Below are 20,410 nucleotides of genomic sequence, written 5' to 3' on the forward strand. Positions count from 1 at the left end.
GGCTTACCTCACCTTCAGGGTGGCAAGGCCGAGCAGCACCAGCATGAGGGTGATGATCCAGAAGCGCACGATGACGCGCGGCTCCGGCCAGCCCTTCTTCTCATAGTGGTGATGGATCGGCGCCATACGGAAGATGCGCACGCCGCGCAGCTTGTAGGACCCCACCTGCAGGATCACGGAGACGGTCTCCATCACGAAGACCCCGCCCATGATCACCAGCAGGAACTCCTGGCGTACCAGCACGGCGATGGTGCCGAGCGCGCCGCCCAGCGCCAGGGAACCCACGTCCCCCATGAAGACCTGGGCCGGATAGGTGTTGAACCAGAGGAACCCCAGACCGGCGCCGACGATGGCGGTACAGACGATCACCAGCTCGGAGGTATAGGGCACGTAGGGAATGTGCAGGTAGCTGGCGAAGTTGACGTTGCCGGTCGCCCAGGCGATGAAGGCGAAGCCCCCCGCCACCATCACGGTCGGCATGATGGCCAGACCGTCGAGGCCGTCGGTCAGGTTAACCGCGTTGGAGGTGCCGACGATGACGAAATAGGTCAGTACGATGAACATCAGACCGAGCTGCGGCATCACGTCCTTGAGGAAGGGCACCACCAGCTGGGTCTGACCGTCGTGGGTAGCCGTGGCGTAGAGGAACACAGCCACCCCCAGCGCAACGGCGGATTGCCAGAAGTACTTCCAGCGGGCGATCAGGCCATCGGTGTTCTTGCGCACCACCTTGAGGTAGTCATCGGCGAAGCCGATGGCGCCGTAGGCACCCAGCACGAACAGCACCAGCCAGACATACGGGTTGTCGAGACGGCACCAGAGCAGCACTGAGATGAAGATGGCGGCGATGATCATCAGGCCGCCCATGGTCGGGGTGCCTTTCTTGCTCAGGTGTGACTCGGGGCCGTCATTGCGGATCACCTGGCCGAATTTGAGGATCTGCAGGCGGCGGATGAGGCGCGGCCCCATCCAGAGCGCCACCACCAGACCGGTGATGATCGACAGGATGGCGCGAAACGTCAGGTAGGAGAAGACGTTGAAGAAGGTGAAGTGCGGGGTGAGCAGTTCCGCCAGCCAGACTAGCATGTGGCCGACTCCTGATGGTCTTTGACCATCTCGACGAGATCTTCCATGCGGGAGCCGCGGGCACCCTTGACCAGAATCGAAATTTCTTGATGTGTTTTTATCATTTGTGCAAGCACTTCAAACAACGACGCCTTGTTATCGAAATGTCGGCCAGCCGCGGCATCTGCGGTGTGGCGACTCTGTTCTCCTACGGTCAGCACGGCATCCAGACCGCGCTCACGGGCGTGGCGACCGACTCGGGCGTGCTGCTCGGCGGACTCCTCACCCAACTCCTTCATGTCACCGAACACCAGCACCTTGTAGCCGTTCATGGCAGTCAAGGTATCGATACCCGCCAGCACGGACTCCACGCTGGCGTTGTAGGTGTCGTCCACCAAGGTGAGACCACCCCAGCGCTGGACGCAGAAGCGCCCCTTGACCGGCGCCATCTGCTCGAGCCCGGCCTTGACCGAGGCGAGCGAAGCGCCGAGCGCCAGCGTGCCAGCGGCAGCGGCCAGCGCGTTGGCCACATTGTGGCGGCCCGGAATGGCCAGGGTCAGGCTCACTTCGCCCTGCGGGGTCACCATGACGAACTCGGCACAGCCCTGCTGATTGATCACCACGTCTCTGGCGTGGAACGGCTGACGCTGATCCTCGATGGAGAAGGCGCAGTGAATGCCGCGGGCCTGCCATTTGGGCCAGAACTCGTTGTCGGCGTTGACGATGGCGGTGCCACCTTCACCCAGCCCCTCAAAAATCTCGCTCTTGGCGTGGAACACCCCTTCCAGCGAGCCGAAGCCCTCCAGATGAGCGGCCGCCACGTTGTTGATGATGGCGGCATCGGGTCTGGCCAGCGAGGTGGTCCAGGCGATCTCGCCCGGGTGGTTGGCCCCCAGCTCCATCACCGCGAACTGGTGTTGCGGCTCGAGGCGCAGCAGGGTGAGCGGCACTCCCACCTCGTTGTTGAAGTTGCCGGCGGTGGCCAGCACTTCCCCTTCCTGGCGCAGAATGGCAGTCGCCATCTCCTTCACCGTGGTCTTGCCGCAGCTGCCGGTGATGGCCAGCACTTTCGGGTTGATGCGCTCGCGCACCAGCCGACCGAGGCGGCCCAGTCCCTTGAGGGTATCGGCCACCACCAGCTGGGGGATCGCCAGCGGCAGTTCACGCTCCACCAGCAGGGCGGAGGCGCCGGCAGCCACGGCCTGGTCGCAGAAATCGTGGGCATCGAAACGCTCGCCGCGCAGCGCCACGAACAGCGCGCCGGCACCCAGGGTACGGGTGTCGGTACTGACAGCCGTGATCGCTTCGTCTTCACCAATCAGACGGGCATCGAGTACCTGCGCCAGCTCGGCAAGCCTGAGGGTCATCATGCGAATGACTCCAATAATGTGTGCAAGGCGGCCGCGACGGTTTCCCGGTCGCTGTAGTGCCGCTTGTCGGTTCCAATGATCTGATAATCCTCGTGGCCTTTACCGGCCACCAGGATGATGTCCTGTTTGTTTGCCTGGCTCAGCGCCAGCTGGATCGCCTTGACTCTGTCGTGCTCGATCTGCACGGCGCCAGGATCGCGAAGACCCGCCACCATGTCGGCCATGATCCGGGCCGGCTCCTCGGTACGGGGGTTGTCGTCGGTCAGGATCACGCGATCCGCATGCAGCTCGGCCATGGCGGCCATCATGGGACGCTTGCCGCGATCCCTGTCGCCGCCACATCCCACCAGGCACCAGAGCCGTCCTTCACAGTGCACCCGCAGGGCCTGCAGCGCCTTCTCCAGCGCATCCGGCGTGTGGGCATAGTCGACCACGGCGAGCGGCGCCTTGCCGCCACCGAAACACTCCATGCGACCGGTCACCGGCTGCAGTTGCGGCGCAGTGGCCAGCAACTCGTCGAAGTCATAGCCGAGCACCAGCATGGCGCCCATCGCGGCCAGCACATTGCTGACGTTGAAGCGCCCGAGCAAGGGGGCGGATAATACACCATTCCCCCAACTGGAGTTAATCTGCGTGCGAAAACCTTGCTGGTGGAAATGGGGGTCTTGCGCCGTCAGCTGTCGCCCCGGGTGATTAGCCACCGGGCCGTGCACGCTGAACGCCACCGCGGTCGGATAAGCGGCCAGCCACTGGCGACCCAGGCGGTCATCGGCATTGAGCACGGCGCAGGGTTCGTCCACCAGTTTCAGCAGCTCTTCCTTGGCGGCGCCATAGGCTTCCATGGTGCCGTGATAGTCCAGGTGATCCCGGCTCAGGTTGGTGAACACGGCGGCAGCAAACGGCAGGGCCGCCACGCGATGCTGCACCAGACCGTGGCTAGAAACCTCCATCGCCACCAGATCCGCCCCCTGCGCCTGCAGGGCGGCCAGATTGGCTTGTACCTGCAGCGCGCTGCCGGTGGTGTTCTCAGCTTCGATAAGATCGCCGAACAGGCCGTTGCCGATCGTGCCCATCACCCCGGCCTTGCCCCCCAGCAGGGTTCGCCAGTTGGCGACCAGCAGTGCAGTGGTGCTCTTGCCGTTGGTGCCTGTGATACCCACCAGCGCCAGCTTGCTGGCCGGCTGGTCGTAGAAATAGCCGGCCAGCTCGGAGAGGCGGGCCGGTAGATTGGGCACGCCGATGCAGGGCACGGCCAGCGTTGGTGCCACGAATTCCCCGTCCTCTTCAAACAGTACGGCGGTCGCTCCCTGAGCCACCGCCTGTTCGATAAACCGTCTGCCATCCACCTGATGCCCGCGAATCGCCACGAAGAGACAACCGGGCCCGACACGCCGACTGTCCAGCTGGATGTCGGTGAGTGCGAGCGCCGGGGCAGTAATGCCAAAGGGGCGCATCAGCTGATCAAGTGCGCGGGACAACATTGGAAGCCTCCGTACGGGCAAGTTTGGTAGGTACCGCTGGCGGCACCGCGTCGGGACGAATATTGAAGAGTTGCAGCACCCCGCCCATGGCCTCGGCAAACGGCGGGGTCGCCACGGCGCCACCGTAGTAGGCATCGCCCTTGGGCTCGTTGATCACCACCACCATGACGAAGCGCGGGTTGCTGGCCGGGGCGAAGCCGGCGAACCAGGCCATGTAATCCTTGCCGTAGCCGCCGGCTACGGCGACCTTGGCAGTACCACTCTTGCCGCCGACCCGGTAGCCCGGGATCTTGGCTTTCGGAATGGCGTTGTCGACCACGTACTCCAGCGCCTGCAGCATGGCGGTGGCGTTGTTGTGGTCGATGACCTGCTCCCCCTTGGGCGGCTCGCTCACCTTGACGATGGAGATGGGCACCCGCTTGCCCTTGTTGGCCAGGGTGGCGTAGGCAGAAGCCAGCTGCAGCGGGGTCACCCGCAGGCCATAGCCGAACGACAGGGTGGCCCGTTCGATATCGGACCAGCGCCGACGTTGAGGCAGCATGCCGCTGCTCTCGCCCATCAGGCCGCTGCCGGTATCCATCCCGAAGCCCACCATGCTGAGGGTGTTGATCATCTCCTGGGCCGGCATCCGCAGAGCGATACGCGACATGCCGATGTTGGAGGAGTAGCGCAGGATGTCGTACAGGTTGGTCGCCTTGTGAATACTCACGTCGCGGATCTGCTTGGCCCCGATGAACAGGGGTCCACCCTGGATGGTGTCCTTCCAGCTGGTGACGCCGGCCTGCAGGGCACTCAACAGGATCAGGGGTTTGACGGTGGAGCCCGGTTCATAGGTGTCGGTCACCACCCGGTTGCGCACCCGGAAACTCTGGTACTGACCGCGATTGTTGGGGTTGTAGGAGGGGGTGTTGACCATGGCGAGCACCTCGCCGGTCTTCACGTCCAGCATCACCATGGAGCCGGAGGTCGCCTTGTTCTCGTCGGTGGCCCGCTTGAGTGCCCGGTAGGCCAGCGCCTGTACCCGCTGATCGATGCTCAGCTGCAGATCGTTGGCGTTCTTGCCCTCTTTCACCAGCCCGAGCCGCTCGATGACCCGACCCTGCCGGTCCTTGCGCACCCGCATCTCGCCTGGGGTCGCGGTCAGCCATTCGTCATAGCTGCGCTCGATCCCCTCGATGCCATGCCCATCGATGTTGGTCACCCCTACCAGATGGGCGCTGATCTCGCCGGTCGGATAGAAACGGCGCGACTCCGGACGCAGGTAGATGCCGCCCAGCTTGAGCCCCTTGATGTACTCGGACACCGCCGGCGTCACCTGCCGCTGCAGGTAGACGAAGCGCTTGCTCGGGTTGGAGATACGGTGCTTGAGGGTGTTGATGTCGAGCTTGAGCACGGCGGAGAGCGCCATCCAGGCGCGTTCGTTGTGGATGGCACCGGATTCATGCACCGTCTTGGGATCGGCCCACACCGCTTCGACCGGTACCGACACCGCCAGCTGTTCACCGTTGCGATCGGTGATCATGCCACGCACCGCCTGGGTGGAGGTAGTGCGCAGCGAGCGCATGTCCCCCTCCTGACGCAGCCTGTCCGGGTCGATCACCTGGATCCAGGCCAGCCGCAGGATCAAGCCGGCAAACGCAATGCCGATGAAAAACACCAGCGTGCGAAAGCGCCACGGATAGAGTGACGGGGCTTTGACCTTGGGTTGGGCCTTGGCGGATGCCTTGCGTTTCATGGTTGTGTAATTACCTTCTCGGTGGTCACCAGCGGGCGAGCCATCTGCAACTTGTCCATGGCCAGACTCGCGACCCGGGAATGCTCTGCCAGCGTGCCCTGCTCCAGCAGCAGGTGGCGCCACTCGATGTTGAGCCTGTCCTCCTCCGCCATCAGGTCATTCTGCTTGGCGGTGAGGCCGCGAGTCATGTTGGTCACCAGGATCACCGCAAAGGCGGTGATCAGCACGGCGATGGCCAGCACCACCTGCAGCTTGTGCCGCCAGAGATCGCCGAGGATCTCTCTGGCCAGATGAACACGCACCTCGCTCATGGCTTACTCCGCCAGCCGCTGGGCCACCCGCAGCACCGAGCTGCGTGACCGGCTGTTTTCGTTGACTTCATGCTCGGAAGGCTTGAGCGCCTTGCCGACCGATTTCAGTTTGCGACCGCCGGCCAGCTGGGCCTCGGTCAGCGGAATGCCGTGCGGCACTTCCGGGCCTTTCTCGTGCTTGCGGATGAAGTGCTTCACCAGCCGATCTTCCAGCGAATGGAAGCTGATGACGGAGAGGCGGCCGTGGGGGGCCAGCACTTCCAGGGCCCCGTTGAGTGCGGTCTCGATCTCGTCCAGTTCGCTGTTGATATAGATGCGGATGGCCTGGAAGCTGCGGGTGGCAGCGTGCTTGCCCTTTTCCTTGCTCGGATTGACCCGGGCGATCATCTCCGCCAGCTGGCGGGTGCGAACATAGGGCTCGGTGACCCGGTCATGCACGATGGCGCGGGCAATCTTCTTGGCAAAGCGCTCCTCACCGAAGGTCTTCAGTACCCAGGCGATGTCGTCCACATCGGCCCTGGCCAGCCATTCGGCGGCGCTCTGACCGGAAGTGGGATCCATCCGCATGTCGAGCGGACCGTCCTTCATGAAGCTGAAACCGCGCTCGGCATCGTCCAGCTGGGGGGAAGAAACCCCCAGATCCAGCAGGAAACCGTCGACCTTGCCCAGCAGGCCGCGCTCACTCAGGTAGGTGGTGATGCCGGAAAACGGGCCGTGCACGATCTCGAAACGCGGATCCTGGATCTTGGCGGCTTCGGCAATGGCCTGGGGATCCCGATCGATGGCGATCAGACGGCCATTGGGGCCCAGCTGCTGCAGGATAAGGCGCGAGTGACCGCCCCGGCCAAACGTACCGTCGACGTAGATGCCGTCCGGCTTGATGGCCAGCCCTTCGACGGCTTCGTGCAGCAGCACTGTGATGTGTTCAGCGGCTTGGGTCATTTATAAAGAGAAATCCTGTAGTCGTGGCGAGCTTGCCCAGTCATCCTCGGGCAGGCCCTGAATGTCGTCATTGACCTGTTGTTGCCAGCGGGCTTCATCCCACAGCTCAAATTTGTTGAGCTGGCCCACCAGCATGATTTTCTTGTCCAGCCCCGCGTGGCTGCGCAGTGGCTGGCTGAGCAGCAGACGGCCATTGCCGTCCAGCTCGCATTCGGTCGCATGCCCGAGCAACAACCGCTGCAGGCGGCGTTCAAGGGGATTCATGCTGGAGAGGGTCTTGAGCTTGCGCTCGATCTCTTCCCATTCGTTCAGGGGGTAAAGCAGCAGACAGGGGTGAGCAATATCGATGGTGCAGACCAGCTGGCCCTCGCTCTCGTCGCGCAGCCAATCACGGTACTTGGTCGGAATCGCCAATCGCCCCTTGCTGTCCAGGCTGATGGCATGCGCACCACGCAACAAATTGCAGTCCCTGAAAATGAGTTAAAGGGGCAAACCGCCCGATAAAAACCACTTTGATCCACTTTTCCCCACCTTGAAGTTTAAGGACGTGCTGAGGGCTTTTCAAGCGAGGATCTCGGGCATGGGGAACATATTGACGCAGCATTTTCGCAGCGAGGATTAAATGAGTTGATTTTCCACAACTTATTTACGAGAAGGCACTATTGATTAATTAACGGCCAGTATGAAGACCACTCTAATCAGGGGGAAATAATGAAGCGATAGAGTACCACGGTACACAGGATGATGCTGACCCCAACCACGGGGTAGATGATATAACCGTCACCAGCCCGGCGAGCTCGCAGGCATACCAACTGGCAAAGCAGAAGATTGTAGATAATCAGCAGGAAGGTCAGCAGGATATTGACGCCAAATGCCAGTTCCCCGGCATGCATGACATAAAGCCCCATCAATACAAAATTGGCGAGAATCAAATACAGTAGAAACTTCTGGAGTGCCTTGCCCGCTTTTGGGGTCTTTTTTACTCGTGCTATCATGCTTATCACGTCCTGGATTCCACATGAACAGTCGACAAAAATTATCGAAAACTGTTGAGATACATCATGTTTTTATTCTCTAATGCTATTTGCCTCCCCCTCATATCATGAGTCGCTCTCTCGGTTGGCTAGTTAGCGTTCTATTACTGACCTCTCCCTATTGTTATTCTTATCATAACTATCACTGGCAGGCTGGTTTTCCTACCCCAATTCAGGGAAAAGGAGCCGAACTGGTCACTCAGCAAACACAGTTTCTGTTGAAGCAACGCGATCACCTGCAAAGACGACTGACACAGTCCCAGCCCATGATCCGCTGGGTTGCAGATCAGGTCAGCGCTCGCAAGTTGCCTCGTATGCTGGCCTTTTTACCACTGATAGAGAGCAGTTATCGGCTAGATGTGATATCGGCAGCAGGCGCTGCTGGCCCCTGGCAACTGATGCCCGATACAGCTGTACGCTTCTCCATTCCTATGCAACCGGGCTTTGATGGGCGCTATTCGCTACCGCTTGCTACCGATGCGGCTCTCTCCTATCTCGGCTGGCTTCATCAGTTTTTCGGGCAGGACTGGCTGCTGGCACTTGCAGCCTATAACGCAGGAGAAGGGAGAGTCTTGAAAGCGGTACTCGATGCAGGCACCCGAAATATATGGGAGCTGCAACTGCCTATGGAAACACGCCTGTATGTGGCGCGCTTTATTGCCTTGGCCCAGTTGCTTGACCGGTCGGAACAGCACCAGATCACCCTGCCCCCCTGGCAAGCAGGGGAAAATATTCAGGTTGCCACACCCCCTGGCAGTTGTTCCTTGTTGCAATGGGCCATGGCAAAGGGGGTCGCGATGAATGAAGCAAGCCGCTGGAATCCGGCATGGCAGCTTCCCGATGCCCCCGGGGTCACCAACTGTCCCATCGTCTACAGCCGGGGAGGACCTCCTGCACCGACACGCCAAAACAGCAAGCAGGTGTTTTACAAGGCAGTGTCGCTGGAAGGTTTGCACGACCCTCTGTTGTTGCAGGCAGCAAGAGGGCTGGATATGAGCAAGGGTTCGGTCAGGCTGGAGGTGTTGCAGGATCCGCTGGGATTGGAGACGAAACGCCCGCCTCTGGTACCATGAAACAGTGTCGCCAGTGACTCAATACCGGTGATAAATCGACTGACTCGGGCTCCGACCAGCGGGCACCATAAAAACTCAGATACTGTCCGATGGGGCGACGATGGGTGATGTGGCAATCCAGCACAATTCGTGGCGAGAGCGATAAGGCAACTATTTCGGGCAAGACAAAACGGGCCGGCGCAAGAAAGCCTACCCCACCGGGACCAATGTCCTTGATCACGGCTCTGCCGATACTCTTGTCAAACAACAAACCCGATACCAGCAGCCTTGCTGCAATACCGCAGCTCTGTGACTCCAGGGGCGTAGTGCCATCATGTAGATACCAGCGGGGTAGCTTGCGCCGGGGATCATTGAATTCGGTCGATATTGATGGCTCTGCTTCAAGGTTGTCCATGAGACGTTTCATCCTTGGCCTGTTTCACGGCCGCTTGCGTTTGTGTACTGAACAACTGTTCCAGATTTTTTTCTGCCTGACTGGTCATGATCAGCAGCTCGATTCGACGGTTCTGGCTGCCCCGAGGATCGGCGGTGTTTTCCAGCATGGTATCCGACATGGCAACCACCTGTCCCACTCGTTCCGGAGGCATGCCACCCGCCAGCAAGACACGTCTAGCCATCATGGCTCGATCCGAGGAGAGCTCCCAGTTGCTGTAGTTGTCCCCGGCAAAGGGGGTGCTGTCGGTATGGCCCGAGATCATGATGCGGTTTTCAACCCGTTGAAAAATCGGTGCCAATGCCATCAGCATGTGCCGGAAGAAAGGGCTGATACGGGCACTACCCCGGCTGTACATCTCCCGATCGTCATCATCACGGATCAGGATCCGCAGGCCCTGCGGTACCAGCTGCAACTCCAGATTATTTTTAGCCTGCATCTGCTCGGCCAGAGAACCAATGAAGCCGGCCAGCTGCTTCATCTGGGCTTCCCCTTCAATCTTGCCGGCCAGCAGGCTCTCATACCCACCACTGGCGCCATCAGAAAAGATGCTGCGATCTCGCTGCATATGTCTCGGCATGCGCTGCCCCTGCTCCACAAATTTCGGGCTTAGCTCCTCCAGTACAGAAGGGTTGCCACCCAGATCTACCGGATAGGGGCTATTGCTGATGTCGAACGGGTTGGCCTCACTGTCCATGATGCTGTAATCACGCAAGCGGCTGGCGACGACTTCTCGCTCCTCCTGGCTGGAGACAGCCAGGATCCATAGCACCATGAAAAATGCCATCATCGCCAAAGTAAAATCGGCAAAGGCGACTTTCCAGGCCCCTCCTCCTTTGGGGCCGCTGCTGCGCCGCTGCTGGCGCTTGATGATGATCTGTTCGTGATTGCGCATTACATGGCCCTGTTCGTTACCCAGTCTTCCAGTTCAAGGAAACTGGGCTTCACGTCAGGCTCCAGCATCTTGCGACCTGAATCGACGGAAATCAGCGGCGTCTTGCCACGTAGCTGGGCAATCAGGATGGATTTGATGCACATCAGCAGCCCGATCCGGCGCTTGACCATCTCTTCCATGGCATTGCTGATGGGCTCCAGCAGGCAGTAACAGAGGAAGATACCGATAAAGGTGCCAACCAATGCGGCAGCAACATGCACTCCGATATTGCTCAGAGGCCCATCCAACTGCTGCATGGTGATAATGATCCCCATCACGGCCGCCAGGATACCAAACCCGGGGCAGGCTTCTCCGGTCTTGTGCAAAGCATGTGCCGGCTTGAGCATGTCTTCCTCGATCGCCATGATCTCCTGCTCCAGCACGGTATCCAGTTCATGCGGGGTGATCTTGCCCATGCCCAGCAAACGCAAGTTGTCGATGATGAAACCCAGTAACTGCGGATCTTCCGAAATCTGTGGATACATCAGGAAGACCGAACTCTGCTGCGGGTTCTCGATATGCTCGTCCAGTGCCTTCATGCCCTTGTTGCGGGTCTCTTCCAGCAATTGATGCATCAGTGTCAGCAACTCGCGATAAACCTCCTTCTCCTCCTTGTTGGATTTGAAGCATTGTTTCATCTGCCGCCACATCTCGTGCATCACCTCCTTCGAATTACCCAGGAACATGGAGCCTGCCGCGGCCCCAATGATGATGATCAACTCGGCTGGTTGCCACAAAGCAACGGGGTTGCCGCCCGCCATCATGAAACCGCCCAGCACACAAATGAAAATAACGCCAAGGCCTATCTGTTTTTGCATGAATGCTCCCGCAGAATTCAATGAGCCTCACCACTAGTGGTGAGGCGTTAGTATATGGAGTCGACCAAACGTTGCTTAAGCTGTAAAACACACTGCTTGTGCAACTGACAAACCCGAGATTCAGTCAACCCCAGCACCAGGGCAATCTCTTTCATGTTCAGTTCTTGCTGATAGTAGAGGGAGAGCAGCAGCTGCTCGCGCTTGTCCAGCGAGGTCAGCACCTTGCTGATGGTCATCGCCATGTCGACATCATCGGATTCCGTGGTCGGAGCCTTGCCACCATTTTCCAGCCACTCTTCCAGACTCTGCAGGGCTTCGGCCTGACTGGCATAAGCCAGTTGGCGCACTTCTTCAATGGTGCACCCCAATGCGGTGGCCAGTTCCAGTTCCGACGGAGGACGTCCAAGCCGGTTGTGTAACTCTCGCTGAGTTTGATTGTGGCTATGCACCTGCTGACGCAACTGACGGGGGCGCCAATCCAGGCGACGCAGTTCATCCAGCATGGCCCCACGGATCCGCTTGAAGGCGTAGCTTTCGAACTGGGCATCCGGCTCACTGTCGTAACGACGCCAAGCTTCCAGCAGACCCATCATGCCCACCTGTTCCATGTCTTCCTGGTCGAAGCAGGCGGAAACCTGACTGCGCAAATGGCTGGCAGCCCGTTTAACCAGTGGCAGATAACGGGTCAGAATGGCCTGTTCGCCCGTACGGGGGGGAGAGGAGACAAATTCTTGCGGGCTATCCCAGTCGATATCCATCATGAAGTCGCTACTGAACCAAGACCTTGGTAATCAACACCTCATCCAGATAGGTCTTGTAGCCATAGCTCTGCAGCGTGGTGACCAGCTTGCCCAACAAAGAGCTTTGCAATGCAGTGATGTTCTGAAGCTCCTTTTTGACATCTTCATGGGTGCGGTGACTGAAATATTGCACCATCGCATTGCGGATCAGTGGCGTCAGTTCATTGAGCGAGTTGAGCTGAGCCGGATTGTGGGTCACCAATGCCAGCTCAAGCACGAGATAATGGGATTCCACACCACCTTCCAGACTAATGACAAAGCGCTCCATCGGTTTGAACAGCGGGGTAGTACTGAGCTCGGGTTTTGGCTCAGCCAATCCCAGCCACACGGCAACCAGATCTCGCTTCAGATAGGCCCCATAAGCCAGCACAGCCAACAGGCACAGTGCCATCACGCCCATCATCAACCACTTAACGACTCGCAGCATAATATGAAATCACTCTCGTTATTGCCGGATAAAAAATCAAACCAGGGTATTCAGCCAGTCTCGTCCATTGCCATCGCTTGGCTCGAACTCTTCCTGCCACTGCCGTCGTCCAGCCATGATCTGCTGTTGTTGCCATTTATCCTGCTGCTCTCTCTCACCACCCTGGCCCACGTTGACTTCAACTCCCCCGGTATGATGGGGAGACAGGCTCATCCGCAGGCGCTCCATCGACTGGATCAGTGCTTCACGCACCGCAGGATTGGTTGCGTTGAGCTGGATATTGAGACGATCCCCCTCCAAACGCACGGTCAATTCGAGCCGACCCAGTTCGGGGGGATCAAGCCGGATATGGGCCTGCTTGACCTGCTGATTGACCTGCAACTCAACCTTGTCTTTCAACACATCGAGCAATTGTTGTCCCCATTGAACGGGGTTGTCAGCCAACTTGACGGGGGCCCATTGATATTCTGCCGGTTTGGGTGCCACCGCAGTCGCCAGATTGCTGAACACACCTTTCAAGTCTGCAACGGTGGATTCAGGTTCACCGGCACCGTCAACCGCAAGCTGGGGCTGCACGCTGGCCATAACCTTGTCTCGCAGCACCGGTTCCATTAACGCTGTAGCAATCTGAGCGCCCATACGGCTGGAAATATCCGTGCTGGATACAAGCATTCTATTTTCATGTTGAGAACCTACAGCCTCCCCAACTACTCGGTTGTAGTCAGAACGACCATAGGATGACAGGGCTCGCAATACTGCCGAGGCGGCTGATGAGCCGTCTTGTCGGACCGCCCCCTCCCTGTCATCAGTCGTCACGACTACCGGCTGGGCCTGGCGTAGCATCGACAGTCGCGAAACATCATCGGACAAAAGGAAAACGGGGGGCAGGTTGTTAAAAGAATCCAACTGTTCGGCAGCATCATCTCGCGGCTCATCAGTCACACTCGGATCTTTTTCATCGATAGTTTCAGTTGGCAAAGGTATTGCCACCAGCTCTTCCATGAATGGCAGGTCCAGCGGTTGGTATGTGTCACCTTGACCATCATGCTGCCGGGAAAGACGACTGAATCCAGCGGAATCAAGCGCAGCCACGCCATCAAGGCCGGGGAATTGAATCATGCCCATTCCTGAACCTCGCCATAAGCTTGCAACCCTTCCCGCTTCTGGGACAGCGCCTGCCATTCCCGTTTACGCAAGGCCGTTTCTTGCTGACAGAGCAGCAGAGCCTCCTGCTGCCAGGATCGCACCTGATCCCTGGCAGGTTGCATGGCGTCCCATAATTCTGGCTGCCCCAGCATATGCTGGATGAACTGGGACAATCGACTATCAGCCAAACGAACTGCATCCCACTGACCGGCTCGGGCCTGCTGCAATATCAGGCGTCCCAACCCCAGCAGCTGGCGCTGGCGGGTCTCATGCTCTGCAGTAAGTTGCTTAGTTCCGGTTACCGACATGGTGATGGCCCCCAATTAAAATGACCTTGCCAGCAAGCAAGGAGCAGGCCAGCTGAGAAATTCAGGAATTTATGAGAATGGCCAGGGATCAGGCCGGGAAAAGAAGGAAGCATCACTTCCGCATTAGCGAGGATGACGCGCCATTGCTTCCCAACCTTCCTTCAGTTCCAGCAGGATACGACACACTTCGGCGAACCCAGCCACATCGTTTGACACACTGATTTCAAACAGGCGCTGACCACAGTAGTCGTAGAGACGATGCAGGTTGACAGCAAGCTCCCCGCCCTTCTCCATATCCAATGCACTGTCCAGCCCACCCAGGATCTGCAGGCATTTGTTGATCGCTTGCCCTTTGCGCTCAAACTGCTTGGCCAGAATATGCCCTTCCGCGCGGGCCATTTCATCGAGCAGCCCATCCATCAACATCAGCACCAGCTGATGTGGGTCCGCACTCGCCGCCTTGGCCTGGGTAGCGGCGAATTGGTAGGCATCGTAGCCGTCTTGATCTTCAAACATGTACAACTCGCTTGTTCTGGATAAGATGCAGCAGACAGCAGGAAGCGTGCCGGTTTAGAGAGCACCCATGGTCTGCAACATTTGATTCATAGTGCTGAATTGATTGAGATAGCGCTTATACGCGGAGTCCATACGGCGATCCAGCGCATCCATACGTTCTTTGATGCGTTTCTCGCTCGCCTCAAGACCCGTCTTGCGACCCTTGAGTGCGCCATCACGCTTGGTATAAGGATCGAGTGAATCACTCATGCGCTTGAGCAGGCCATCATCCCCCAGCAACGCCTTGCCAAGCAGCTCTGGGTCCTTGTCCAATGCCTTGTTGAAATCGGTCTCGCTGAAGGAGAGCTTGCCGGCCTTGTCAGTCTTGATACCGAGACTGCTGAGGCTCAGGCCATTGGGCAGGTCGCGCACACTATTGGAGAGCATGCTCTTGAGGCTGCGTACCCCGCTGTCGGAAGAGAGAGCACCGGGAGCCTTGGGATCGCTGGACGTCATCTTGGCCAGCTCATCGACCAACTCGTTATAACTCTCAACAAACTTTTTGAGCGAGCCGGTCACTGCCTCCTTGTCTTGCTCAATGTTGACCAGCAAGGGGGCATCACCGCTCTTCTGGGCCTTGGTCAGCTGCAGTGTCAGACCATCGACCACGTTTTCGATCTTGTTGCTGGCGGAGGTGATGGTCAACGGGTTGTCCCCCCCCATCCGCAACCTGGCATCCTGGGCTTTGGTAATGTCCATTTTGCCGCTTATCGCGGCCCCAAGCGAATTGGTCGCATCTCCGCTGTAGTTGACAGAGATGGCATTCTCCAGCCCGCTGTCCTTGCTGGTCAGCACCATGTTGACTTTGCCGTCGGTGCGGACCAACGTCGCCTTGACGCCGGGATTGTCCTTGGCATCGTTGATTTTGGAGACCAGATCCTTGACGGTTGACCCTGCTGGCAAGGTGGCCAGATCGATGTCGATAGTCTTTCCCTTGACGGTGAGCGAGAAGACTCCATCCGCAGGCAGGGGGGACGTTTCACTATCCAGACTGAAACCAACCTGATGGGACTGGGCCAGCTGCTCCACAAAGAAGTTGTATTGTCCCGAGCTGGCCTTGCCGTTGCTCGTCACCGTCATGACCCCGTCCTGGGACATGGTTGCCTTCTGTGCCTGTAAATTGGACGCCTTGTTGAGATCCTTGAGCATGGTCTGGAAGGTCGATAGCTTGGTATTGAGAGTGCTGAGCGCACTCTGCTGACCCTTGATGCCATCCATCTGCTTCTTCAGCAACGCGTCCATATTTTTTCGCTCAATAGCGACTAGCTGCATCGCCGTAGCGGCCGGATCTATTTGCATCTTAATCCCTCTTCATTTCACTCAACTGGCATGCCTGTTGGAAAAAACCGCCTCGACTCTTTCCAACCGACACCCCTTGTCAGACAAAGGCCGCCCCACAGGAGCGGCCATGCAATCCATTAACGCAGCAGACCAGTTACCATGCCGGTCATCTGGTTGGAGTTGGACAGAACGGACATGCCGGCCTGCATCAACATCTGGTTCTTGGTCATGTTGGTGCTTTCCTGAGCGAAGTCGGCATCCATGATACGGCCGTTCGCCATGTCGGTGTTCTCTTTCATGTTGGAAAGGTTGTTGACGGTGTGCTCCAGACGGTTGATGTTGGCACCGAAAGTGGAGCGAGCTTCACCGATCTTCTCCAGCATGCCGTCCATAGCAGTGATCTGGGCAGTCGCATTGGTGGAGCTCAGAGTCACGGCGGCGGCGCTGGTGATGGCAGTGTTGACCGCTTTCACTTGGGTGGATGCATTCAAGTCCAGCTTCTCGGTAGCGCTGGCACCAATCTGGAAGGAAACCGCACCGGTCTCGAATTTACCAGAGGATTTCAGCAAGGCAGTGCCGCCGAAAGTGGTGTTGTCACGGATGTTGCCCAGCTCTTTACCCAGCTCCTTGAATTCGGCGTCCATTGCGGCGATGTCTTTGTCGCTGTTGGTACCGTTGGCTGCCTGGGTAGCCAGATCTTTCATACGCTGGGTGATGTTGGTCATCTCGTCCATGGCGCCTTCAGCGGTCTGGATCATGGAGATGGCATCCTGAGCGTTGCGCATACCCACTTTTTGACCGTTGGACTGGGCCTGCAGACGGGTGGCGATTTGCAGACCGGCAGCATCGTCGGCAGCGGAGTTGATACGCAGACCGGTACCCAGACGCTGCATGGCGGTACCCAGCATCTTGTTGGTGGAGTTCAGCTGGTTCTGGGTGGTCATGGAAGCAAAGTTGGTATGAATGGACAAGCCCATGGTTATTTCCTCGATTTAGGCGCTGCACTGCAGCTTGTTAGGTAGACAAAATAGAAGGACGACCACGGGTTGGAAAAAATTGAACAAAAGAGAGGGATTTTTCTTTTTATGCCTAAGAAGGGCATGCTCAGCGGAAAAACATCGGGGCTGACAAAGTGCCAGCCCCGTAGGAATAATCGCAGTGACGATCAGCGCAAGGCACGATCAATATCATCCAGCAAGACCGGAAGTTCGAACTCCAGGTAGTCAGACAGTCCAACCCAATCATGACGTTCCTGACATTGCAGCAACTGCCTTGCCAGAAGCAGCAACGATGATTGCAGCTCAACCGGTAGATTCGTCATCAGCGGCGTCAGCAATTGCAGCATCCGTCCACATTCGAAGCAGGCCTCTTCATCCTTCCCCTCACGCAACAAGGCTGCCAGTGCATCTGTCCCAACCTTGAAACTGGCCACATCGATCATCCCGCAAACTCCTCATGGTAACTGGTACCCAGAATACGGGCCCCATCTCGGCTACTATTCATGAAATTCACCTCGGGATGGCGTTGAATATAAACTTCCAAGCCATTCAGATAGATGCAGAAGCTGAGTAGAGTTTTCACCGGTTGACCATGCCCATTGGGTACTGTTCTGCGACCATAGCGGGCATCACTACCCAGTTCACCATCCTGCCATCCGGTGTGAGTCCGGCCTTCAGGAAAGGAGAAATCGGCCCCAAACAGCGTAATGTTGTGGGCCCCCATCCTGACCGCCAGGTCTGTGGCAGGGTGAATAACGCTACCCCCGGTAAAGAGGGATGCCCGCCGCAATTTCTTCTGCAGGCCGGCATAGGTGTCCAACATCTCATAAGCGCCATAACGTGGGCCTTGCCATTGTGACACCACCTTGTTGTCCACCATGGGGATATAGACAAGAGCAATATGGGAAGAGTGCTGAGGATCCAGGATACCAAGGTGAATATGCCGATCTATGGTCACTACAATATCGGGTTTGATTCCTTGGGCCATCAGAGGGCGTAGAGCCGTGTCGACACAGATGAAAAGAGGACGCTCAGGTCGCTCATAAACCGCTTTCAATGCACTCAGATGATGAGCCAGCGTCGGTCCTGTAGCCACTACATAAGCATCCCGCCCTTTGGCTGTGCCAAATAACTGCGCCACATCGGCATCTTCGCGCAATAGGTCCAGATTGCCAGCCAGGCGCTCCGATACCCAGTCCTGCCCGAATTGTTCATTGATTGCCTTAAGCCGACTCTGGATAAGGACTCTATCCCTGATCTTGGCGGCAGATTCATCCGCCAATTCCAATTCCGAACTGAGGAAAAGGAAAGGGGACATGACCAGCTCATTTTCTTGAGCAAGCAACAGGTTCACCCTGGGGTCAGAAAGCCAGTCCAACTGTTCCGTCAAATGCAAGACCAGAGCAAAGATCGAGGCATTCATGATCTTCACATTCAGCCGGCGCAGACGCTTACGCCTCAGTAGTACCCGCGGTACGTCGCCAAGGCCGGTCCCATAGAGGGTCAGCTCCGGAGCCTTTGCCGAAGACATGGCCACAATCCGTTCGGCCTCCTGCATCCTGTCATGACGACTGGTCAGTTGAATGCCGTTGATGGCCAGGGTGGAGCTGAGCCCTTCTACCAGTTCGGCAGGCACACGGTTGACGTCCTGTGCTTGCAGGCACGCTAAAACGGCAGGCCAGCGACGGGCAATGAGCTCTGCGTGCTGGGGGAAGTAGTCGATCATGTGGGTAATGTCACTTGCAGAAGAGGAATGGGAAAAGAGAAGAAAGTATTCAGGTCAGCAACGCGACCACATTCTGGCGGGAGACATTTGCCTGTGCCAGCAAGCCAGCCATGGTGCCCATGAAGCCACCCTCCTTGAGTTGCTGGCTGAGCTTGCCCTGCAACAGCTCAAGCTCTTCCTGCTTGAGGTTCTGACTGCGCGCCTTGACCCGATCAAGCTGCTTGACCATGCGTTGGCGAAACTGTTTCAACTCACGGACAGATTGCTCAATCTCACCCAACAGGCGTTTCAAACGCTGCTGTTCCTGCTTGAGCTCCCCCTTGTCGATGCCCTCCCCCAGCTGGGTCAACTGCCCAGGTTTGGGTTTGAACTGCACCGGAACAGGATTGCCGGCCGGAATACGGATCCCCTCGCCGCTGAGCAGAACCGGTTCATCCAGTTTGCGTCGATGCAGCTCGGGTACGGTCAGTTCCAGCTTGCCCAGTTCGTTCAAGCGAGCCTGGATGTGCTCTTTGCGCAGAGCCCGATCCAGCCGGGTAACCACCTCCGCCTCATTAGCGCCAGCAGGCAGCATCACTTCAACGGCGCTGCTAGTCTGCGGGAAGGAAAAAACCAGGCGTTCTGCACTCGCTTTGGGACTCAACAGGTCGAGCCGCTCCGAGCCATAACTTACCCGGCTCTCCCCTGCTGACGCCAGCATGCGAGGCTTCAACTCTGTGGTCAGCGGAGCCTGGGGCTGGGTCAGCTTCTCTTCCAGCAACTTGAGGCGTGATACCAGATCACCGCTCGCGGCACGATTTTGGCCAAGCTGCTGCTCGAGACGTTTCAATTCACCCCAGACCTGACTCAGCGCTTGTTCTCCCCCCTGCGCGTGGGCGATCCGCTGCTGCGCCGTACCGATCAGGGCCCAGCGGTCCAGCCGGACAATATTGGGATGGCGCTCCGTTTTGCTGGTTGGCTGGGACGCACTCTGAGCAGTCACACGCCCGCGCAGTCTGGGTTGGGCTGGCGTTTCGGCCACGCCGCCCAAACGGGTTTGTTGAATCTGCATCATGGCTCCCTGAAGCTGAACTTATGGCATGTAATTGAACAGGCTCAGCCCATTGACCTTGGCAAAGGCCTGCTGCTGAACTTGCAGAGCCATCAGCACATGGGCCTGCTGGGTGACGGCACTGGCATAGTCGAGGGACTCTATCTGATTACTCACTTCCTTGCTATAGGTCCCCTTCTCGGCATGCCCTTCATCCACCTGATCGAGCAGATTGATGCGGGCACCAATGGTGCTGACCATCTGGCTGATATCATCCTGCAGTGTCTTGCTCCGACCCAGCATGTCACGGGCTTGGTCGGCTGCATCCGGCGCACCATTTTCCAGGGCATCCACCACGGCATCGAGTTGCTTGAAGAAGTCACCATTCTGGATGAACAGCTGATCCGCCGTCTGATTGAGCCCAACGGTCACCCCCTTAGCGATGCTGACCTCGCGGATCAAGGCATCCCCCTGATACTGATAGTCGCCGGTCGGGGTTTTGACGATGGCAGTCTTGCCAACTTGGCTGCCCGCAAAGAGGCTGGAGCCACTCTCATTTCTGGCATTGGCCAGATCGAGCAACCCATCTTTGATTACGGCCGTCTCACTGGCGACCGCCCGGCGATCGTCCTCTGACAATGAGCCCGTAGCAGCTGTCTGAGTCAGCTCGCGCAGCCGCATCAGCATGTTGGTCATGGTTTCCAGCTGCTGTTCTCCTTGGGAGAGCTGACTCTTGGCATTGGCAATGTTCTTCTGATACTGCTCCATGGCCACCTGCTCTTTCTTCAGACCGAGCAGACGCACACTCCCTACCGGGTCATCCGAGGGTTGCAGAATGCGCTTGTTGGTGGAGATCTGACGATCGAGGCGGGCATATTCACCAAAACCATGCTGCAGGTTGTCGAGCATGCTGAGTTGAATCTGGTTGGTACTGATGCGCATG

General features: G+C 58.0%; 22 protein-coding genes. 1 reads left to right on the top strand and 21 read right to left on the bottom strand.

The genetic code is table 11. From position 1 onward, the window contains the following. Window positions 1-3: 3 nt before the first annotated feature. From mraY to AB5Y95_RS06945, 8 genes are all read right to left on the bottom strand, one after another. Window positions 4-1,086, bottom strand: a complete 1,083-nt coding sequence (mraY, locus tag AB5Y95_RS06910) for a phospho-N-acetylmuramoyl-pentapeptide-transferase (RefSeq protein WP_005305710.1) — start codon at window positions 1,084-1,086, stop codon at window positions 4-6. Further along, window positions 1,080-2,435 (bottom strand): UDP-N-acetylmuramoyl-tripeptide--D-alanyl-D-alanine ligase, encoded by a 1,356-nt coding sequence (gene murF, locus AB5Y95_RS06915; RefSeq protein ID WP_368160225.1) that lies wholly within the window; start codon window positions 2,433-2,435, stop codon window positions 1,080-1,082. The genes mraY and murF overlap by 7 nt, the downstream gene beginning before the upstream one ends. Beyond that, window positions 2,432-3,916: a UDP-N-acetylmuramoyl-L-alanyl-D-glutamate--2,6-diaminopimelate ligase gene (gene murE / locus AB5Y95_RS06920; protein WP_054543582.1), complete on the bottom strand. Its 1,485-nt coding sequence runs from the start codon at window positions 3,914-3,916 to the stop codon at window positions 2,432-2,434. The genes murF and murE overlap by 4 nt, the downstream gene beginning before the upstream one ends. Further along, window positions 3,897-5,651: a peptidoglycan glycosyltransferase FtsI gene (locus AB5Y95_RS06925; RefSeq protein ID WP_005305719.1), complete on the bottom strand. Its 1,755-nt coding sequence runs from the start codon at window positions 5,649-5,651 to the stop codon at window positions 3,897-3,899. Before AB5Y95_RS06925 ends, murE begins: the two co-directional genes overlap by 20 nt. Beyond that, window positions 5,648-5,962, bottom strand: a complete 315-nt coding sequence (gene ftsL / locus AB5Y95_RS06930; protein WP_005305726.1) for a cell division protein FtsL — start codon at window positions 5,960-5,962, stop codon at window positions 5,648-5,650. Before ftsL ends, AB5Y95_RS06925 begins: the two co-directional genes overlap by 4 nt. Window positions 5,963-5,965: 3 nt before the next feature. Beyond that, entirely contained in the window at window positions 5,966-6,904 is a 939-nt protein-coding gene (rsmH, locus tag AB5Y95_RS06935; protein ID WP_019839161.1) for a 16S rRNA (cytosine(1402)-N(4))-methyltransferase RsmH, read from the bottom strand. After that, window positions 6,905-7,363 (bottom strand): division/cell wall cluster transcriptional repressor MraZ, encoded by a 459-nt coding sequence (gene mraZ / locus AB5Y95_RS06940; protein ID WP_005305730.1) that lies wholly within the window; start codon window positions 7,361-7,363, stop codon window positions 6,905-6,907. A gap of 239 nt (window positions 7,364-7,602) precedes the next feature. Further along, window positions 7,603-7,899, bottom strand: a complete 297-nt coding sequence (locus AB5Y95_RS06945) for a hypothetical protein (RefSeq protein ID WP_005305733.1) — start codon at window positions 7,897-7,899, stop codon at window positions 7,603-7,605. A gap of 257 nt (window positions 7,900-8,156) precedes the next feature. Between AB5Y95_RS06945 and AB5Y95_RS06950 the strand changes: the two genes are divergently transcribed. Next, entirely contained in the window at window positions 8,157-9,011 is an 855-nt protein-coding gene (locus AB5Y95_RS06950; RefSeq protein WP_368160229.1) for a lytic transglycosylase domain-containing protein, read from the top strand. 380 nt (window positions 9,012-9,391) lie between these two features. On the opposite strand, the gene lafU is transcribed toward AB5Y95_RS06950, so the two are convergent. The 13 genes from lafU to lfgL all read right to left on the bottom strand — a co-directional run bounded on the left by lafU (window position 9,392) and on the right by lfgL (window position 20,409). Then, window positions 9,392-10,339, bottom strand: a complete 948-nt coding sequence (gene lafU, locus AB5Y95_RS06955; protein WP_017784960.1) for a lateral flagellar motor protein LafU — start codon at window positions 10,337-10,339, stop codon at window positions 9,392-9,394. Next, complete coding sequence (lafT, locus tag AB5Y95_RS06960; protein ID WP_005305741.1) at window positions 10,339-11,196, bottom strand: lateral flagellar motor stator protein LafT; 858 nt, start codon at window positions 11,194-11,196, stop codon at window positions 10,339-10,341. Before lafT ends, lafU begins: the two co-directional genes overlap by 1 nt. Window positions 11,197-11,243: 47 nt before the next feature. Beyond that, a complete protein-coding gene (gene lafS, locus AB5Y95_RS06965; protein WP_244364964.1) occupies window positions 11,244-11,957 on the bottom strand; it encodes a lateral flagellar system RNA polymerase sigma factor LafS in 714 nt (237 codons plus the stop codon). Window positions 11,958-11,964: 7 nt separating this feature from the next. Continuing rightward, window positions 11,965-12,423 (bottom strand): lateral flagellar basal body-associated protein LafF, encoded by a 459-nt coding sequence (gene lafF / locus AB5Y95_RS06970; protein ID WP_368160233.1) that lies wholly within the window; start codon window positions 12,421-12,423, stop codon window positions 11,965-11,967. A gap of 36 nt (window positions 12,424-12,459) precedes the next feature. Next, entirely contained in the window at window positions 12,460-13,542 is a 1,083-nt protein-coding gene (gene lafE / locus AB5Y95_RS06975) for a lateral flagellar hook-length control protein LafE (RefSeq protein ID WP_368160236.1), read from the bottom strand. Then, window positions 13,539-13,892 (bottom strand): LafX, encoded by a 354-nt coding sequence (locus AB5Y95_RS06980; protein ID WP_244364957.1) that lies wholly within the window; start codon window positions 13,890-13,892, stop codon window positions 13,539-13,541. Before AB5Y95_RS06980 ends, lafE begins: the two co-directional genes overlap by 4 nt. Before the next feature lie 108 nt (window positions 13,893-14,000). Then, window positions 14,001-14,393: a lateral flagellar export chaperone LafC gene (gene lafC, locus AB5Y95_RS06985; protein WP_244364956.1), complete on the bottom strand. Its 393-nt coding sequence runs from the start codon at window positions 14,391-14,393 to the stop codon at window positions 14,001-14,003. A 54-nt stretch (window positions 14,394-14,447) separates the two neighbouring features. Next, window positions 14,448-15,731, bottom strand: coding sequence for a lateral flagellar capping protein LafB (lafB, locus tag AB5Y95_RS06990; protein ID WP_368160239.1), 1,284 nt, complete (start codon window positions 15,729-15,731; stop codon window positions 14,448-14,450). A gap of 119 nt (window positions 15,732-15,850) precedes the next feature. Then, a complete protein-coding gene (lafA, locus tag AB5Y95_RS06995) occupies window positions 15,851-16,690 on the bottom strand; it encodes a lateral flagellin LafA (protein ID WP_244364951.1) in 840 nt (279 codons plus the stop codon). Between the two features lie 188 nt (window positions 16,691-16,878). Next, the gene (locus tag AB5Y95_RS07000; protein WP_244364949.1) at window positions 16,879-17,154 is read right to left on the bottom strand and encodes a hypothetical protein; all 276 of its coding nucleotides are present in this window, start codon (window positions 17,152-17,154) and stop codon (window positions 16,879-16,881) included. Next, a complete protein-coding gene (locus tag AB5Y95_RS07005; protein WP_244364947.1) occupies window positions 17,151-18,437 on the bottom strand; it encodes a motility associated factor glycosyltransferase family protein in 1,287 nt (428 codons plus the stop codon). The genes AB5Y95_RS07000 and AB5Y95_RS07005 overlap by 4 nt, the downstream gene beginning before the upstream one ends. A gap of 49 nt (window positions 18,438-18,486) precedes the next feature. Further along, a complete protein-coding gene (locus tag AB5Y95_RS07010; RefSeq protein ID WP_244364945.1) occupies window positions 18,487-19,488 on the bottom strand; it encodes a hypothetical protein in 1,002 nt (333 codons plus the stop codon). A gap of 21 nt (window positions 19,489-19,509) precedes the next feature. After that, window positions 19,510-20,409, bottom strand: a complete 900-nt coding sequence (gene lfgL, locus AB5Y95_RS07015; RefSeq protein ID WP_039213947.1) for a lateral flagellar hook-associated protein LfgL — start codon at window positions 20,407-20,409, stop codon at window positions 19,510-19,512. Window position 20,410: the final 1 nt, after the last annotated feature.

The sequence above is a fragment of the Aeromonas sp. R5-3 genome, from assembly GCF_040908225.1.
Classification (GTDB): domain Bacteria; phylum Pseudomonadota; class Gammaproteobacteria; order Enterobacterales; family Aeromonadaceae; genus Aeromonas; species Aeromonas dhakensis.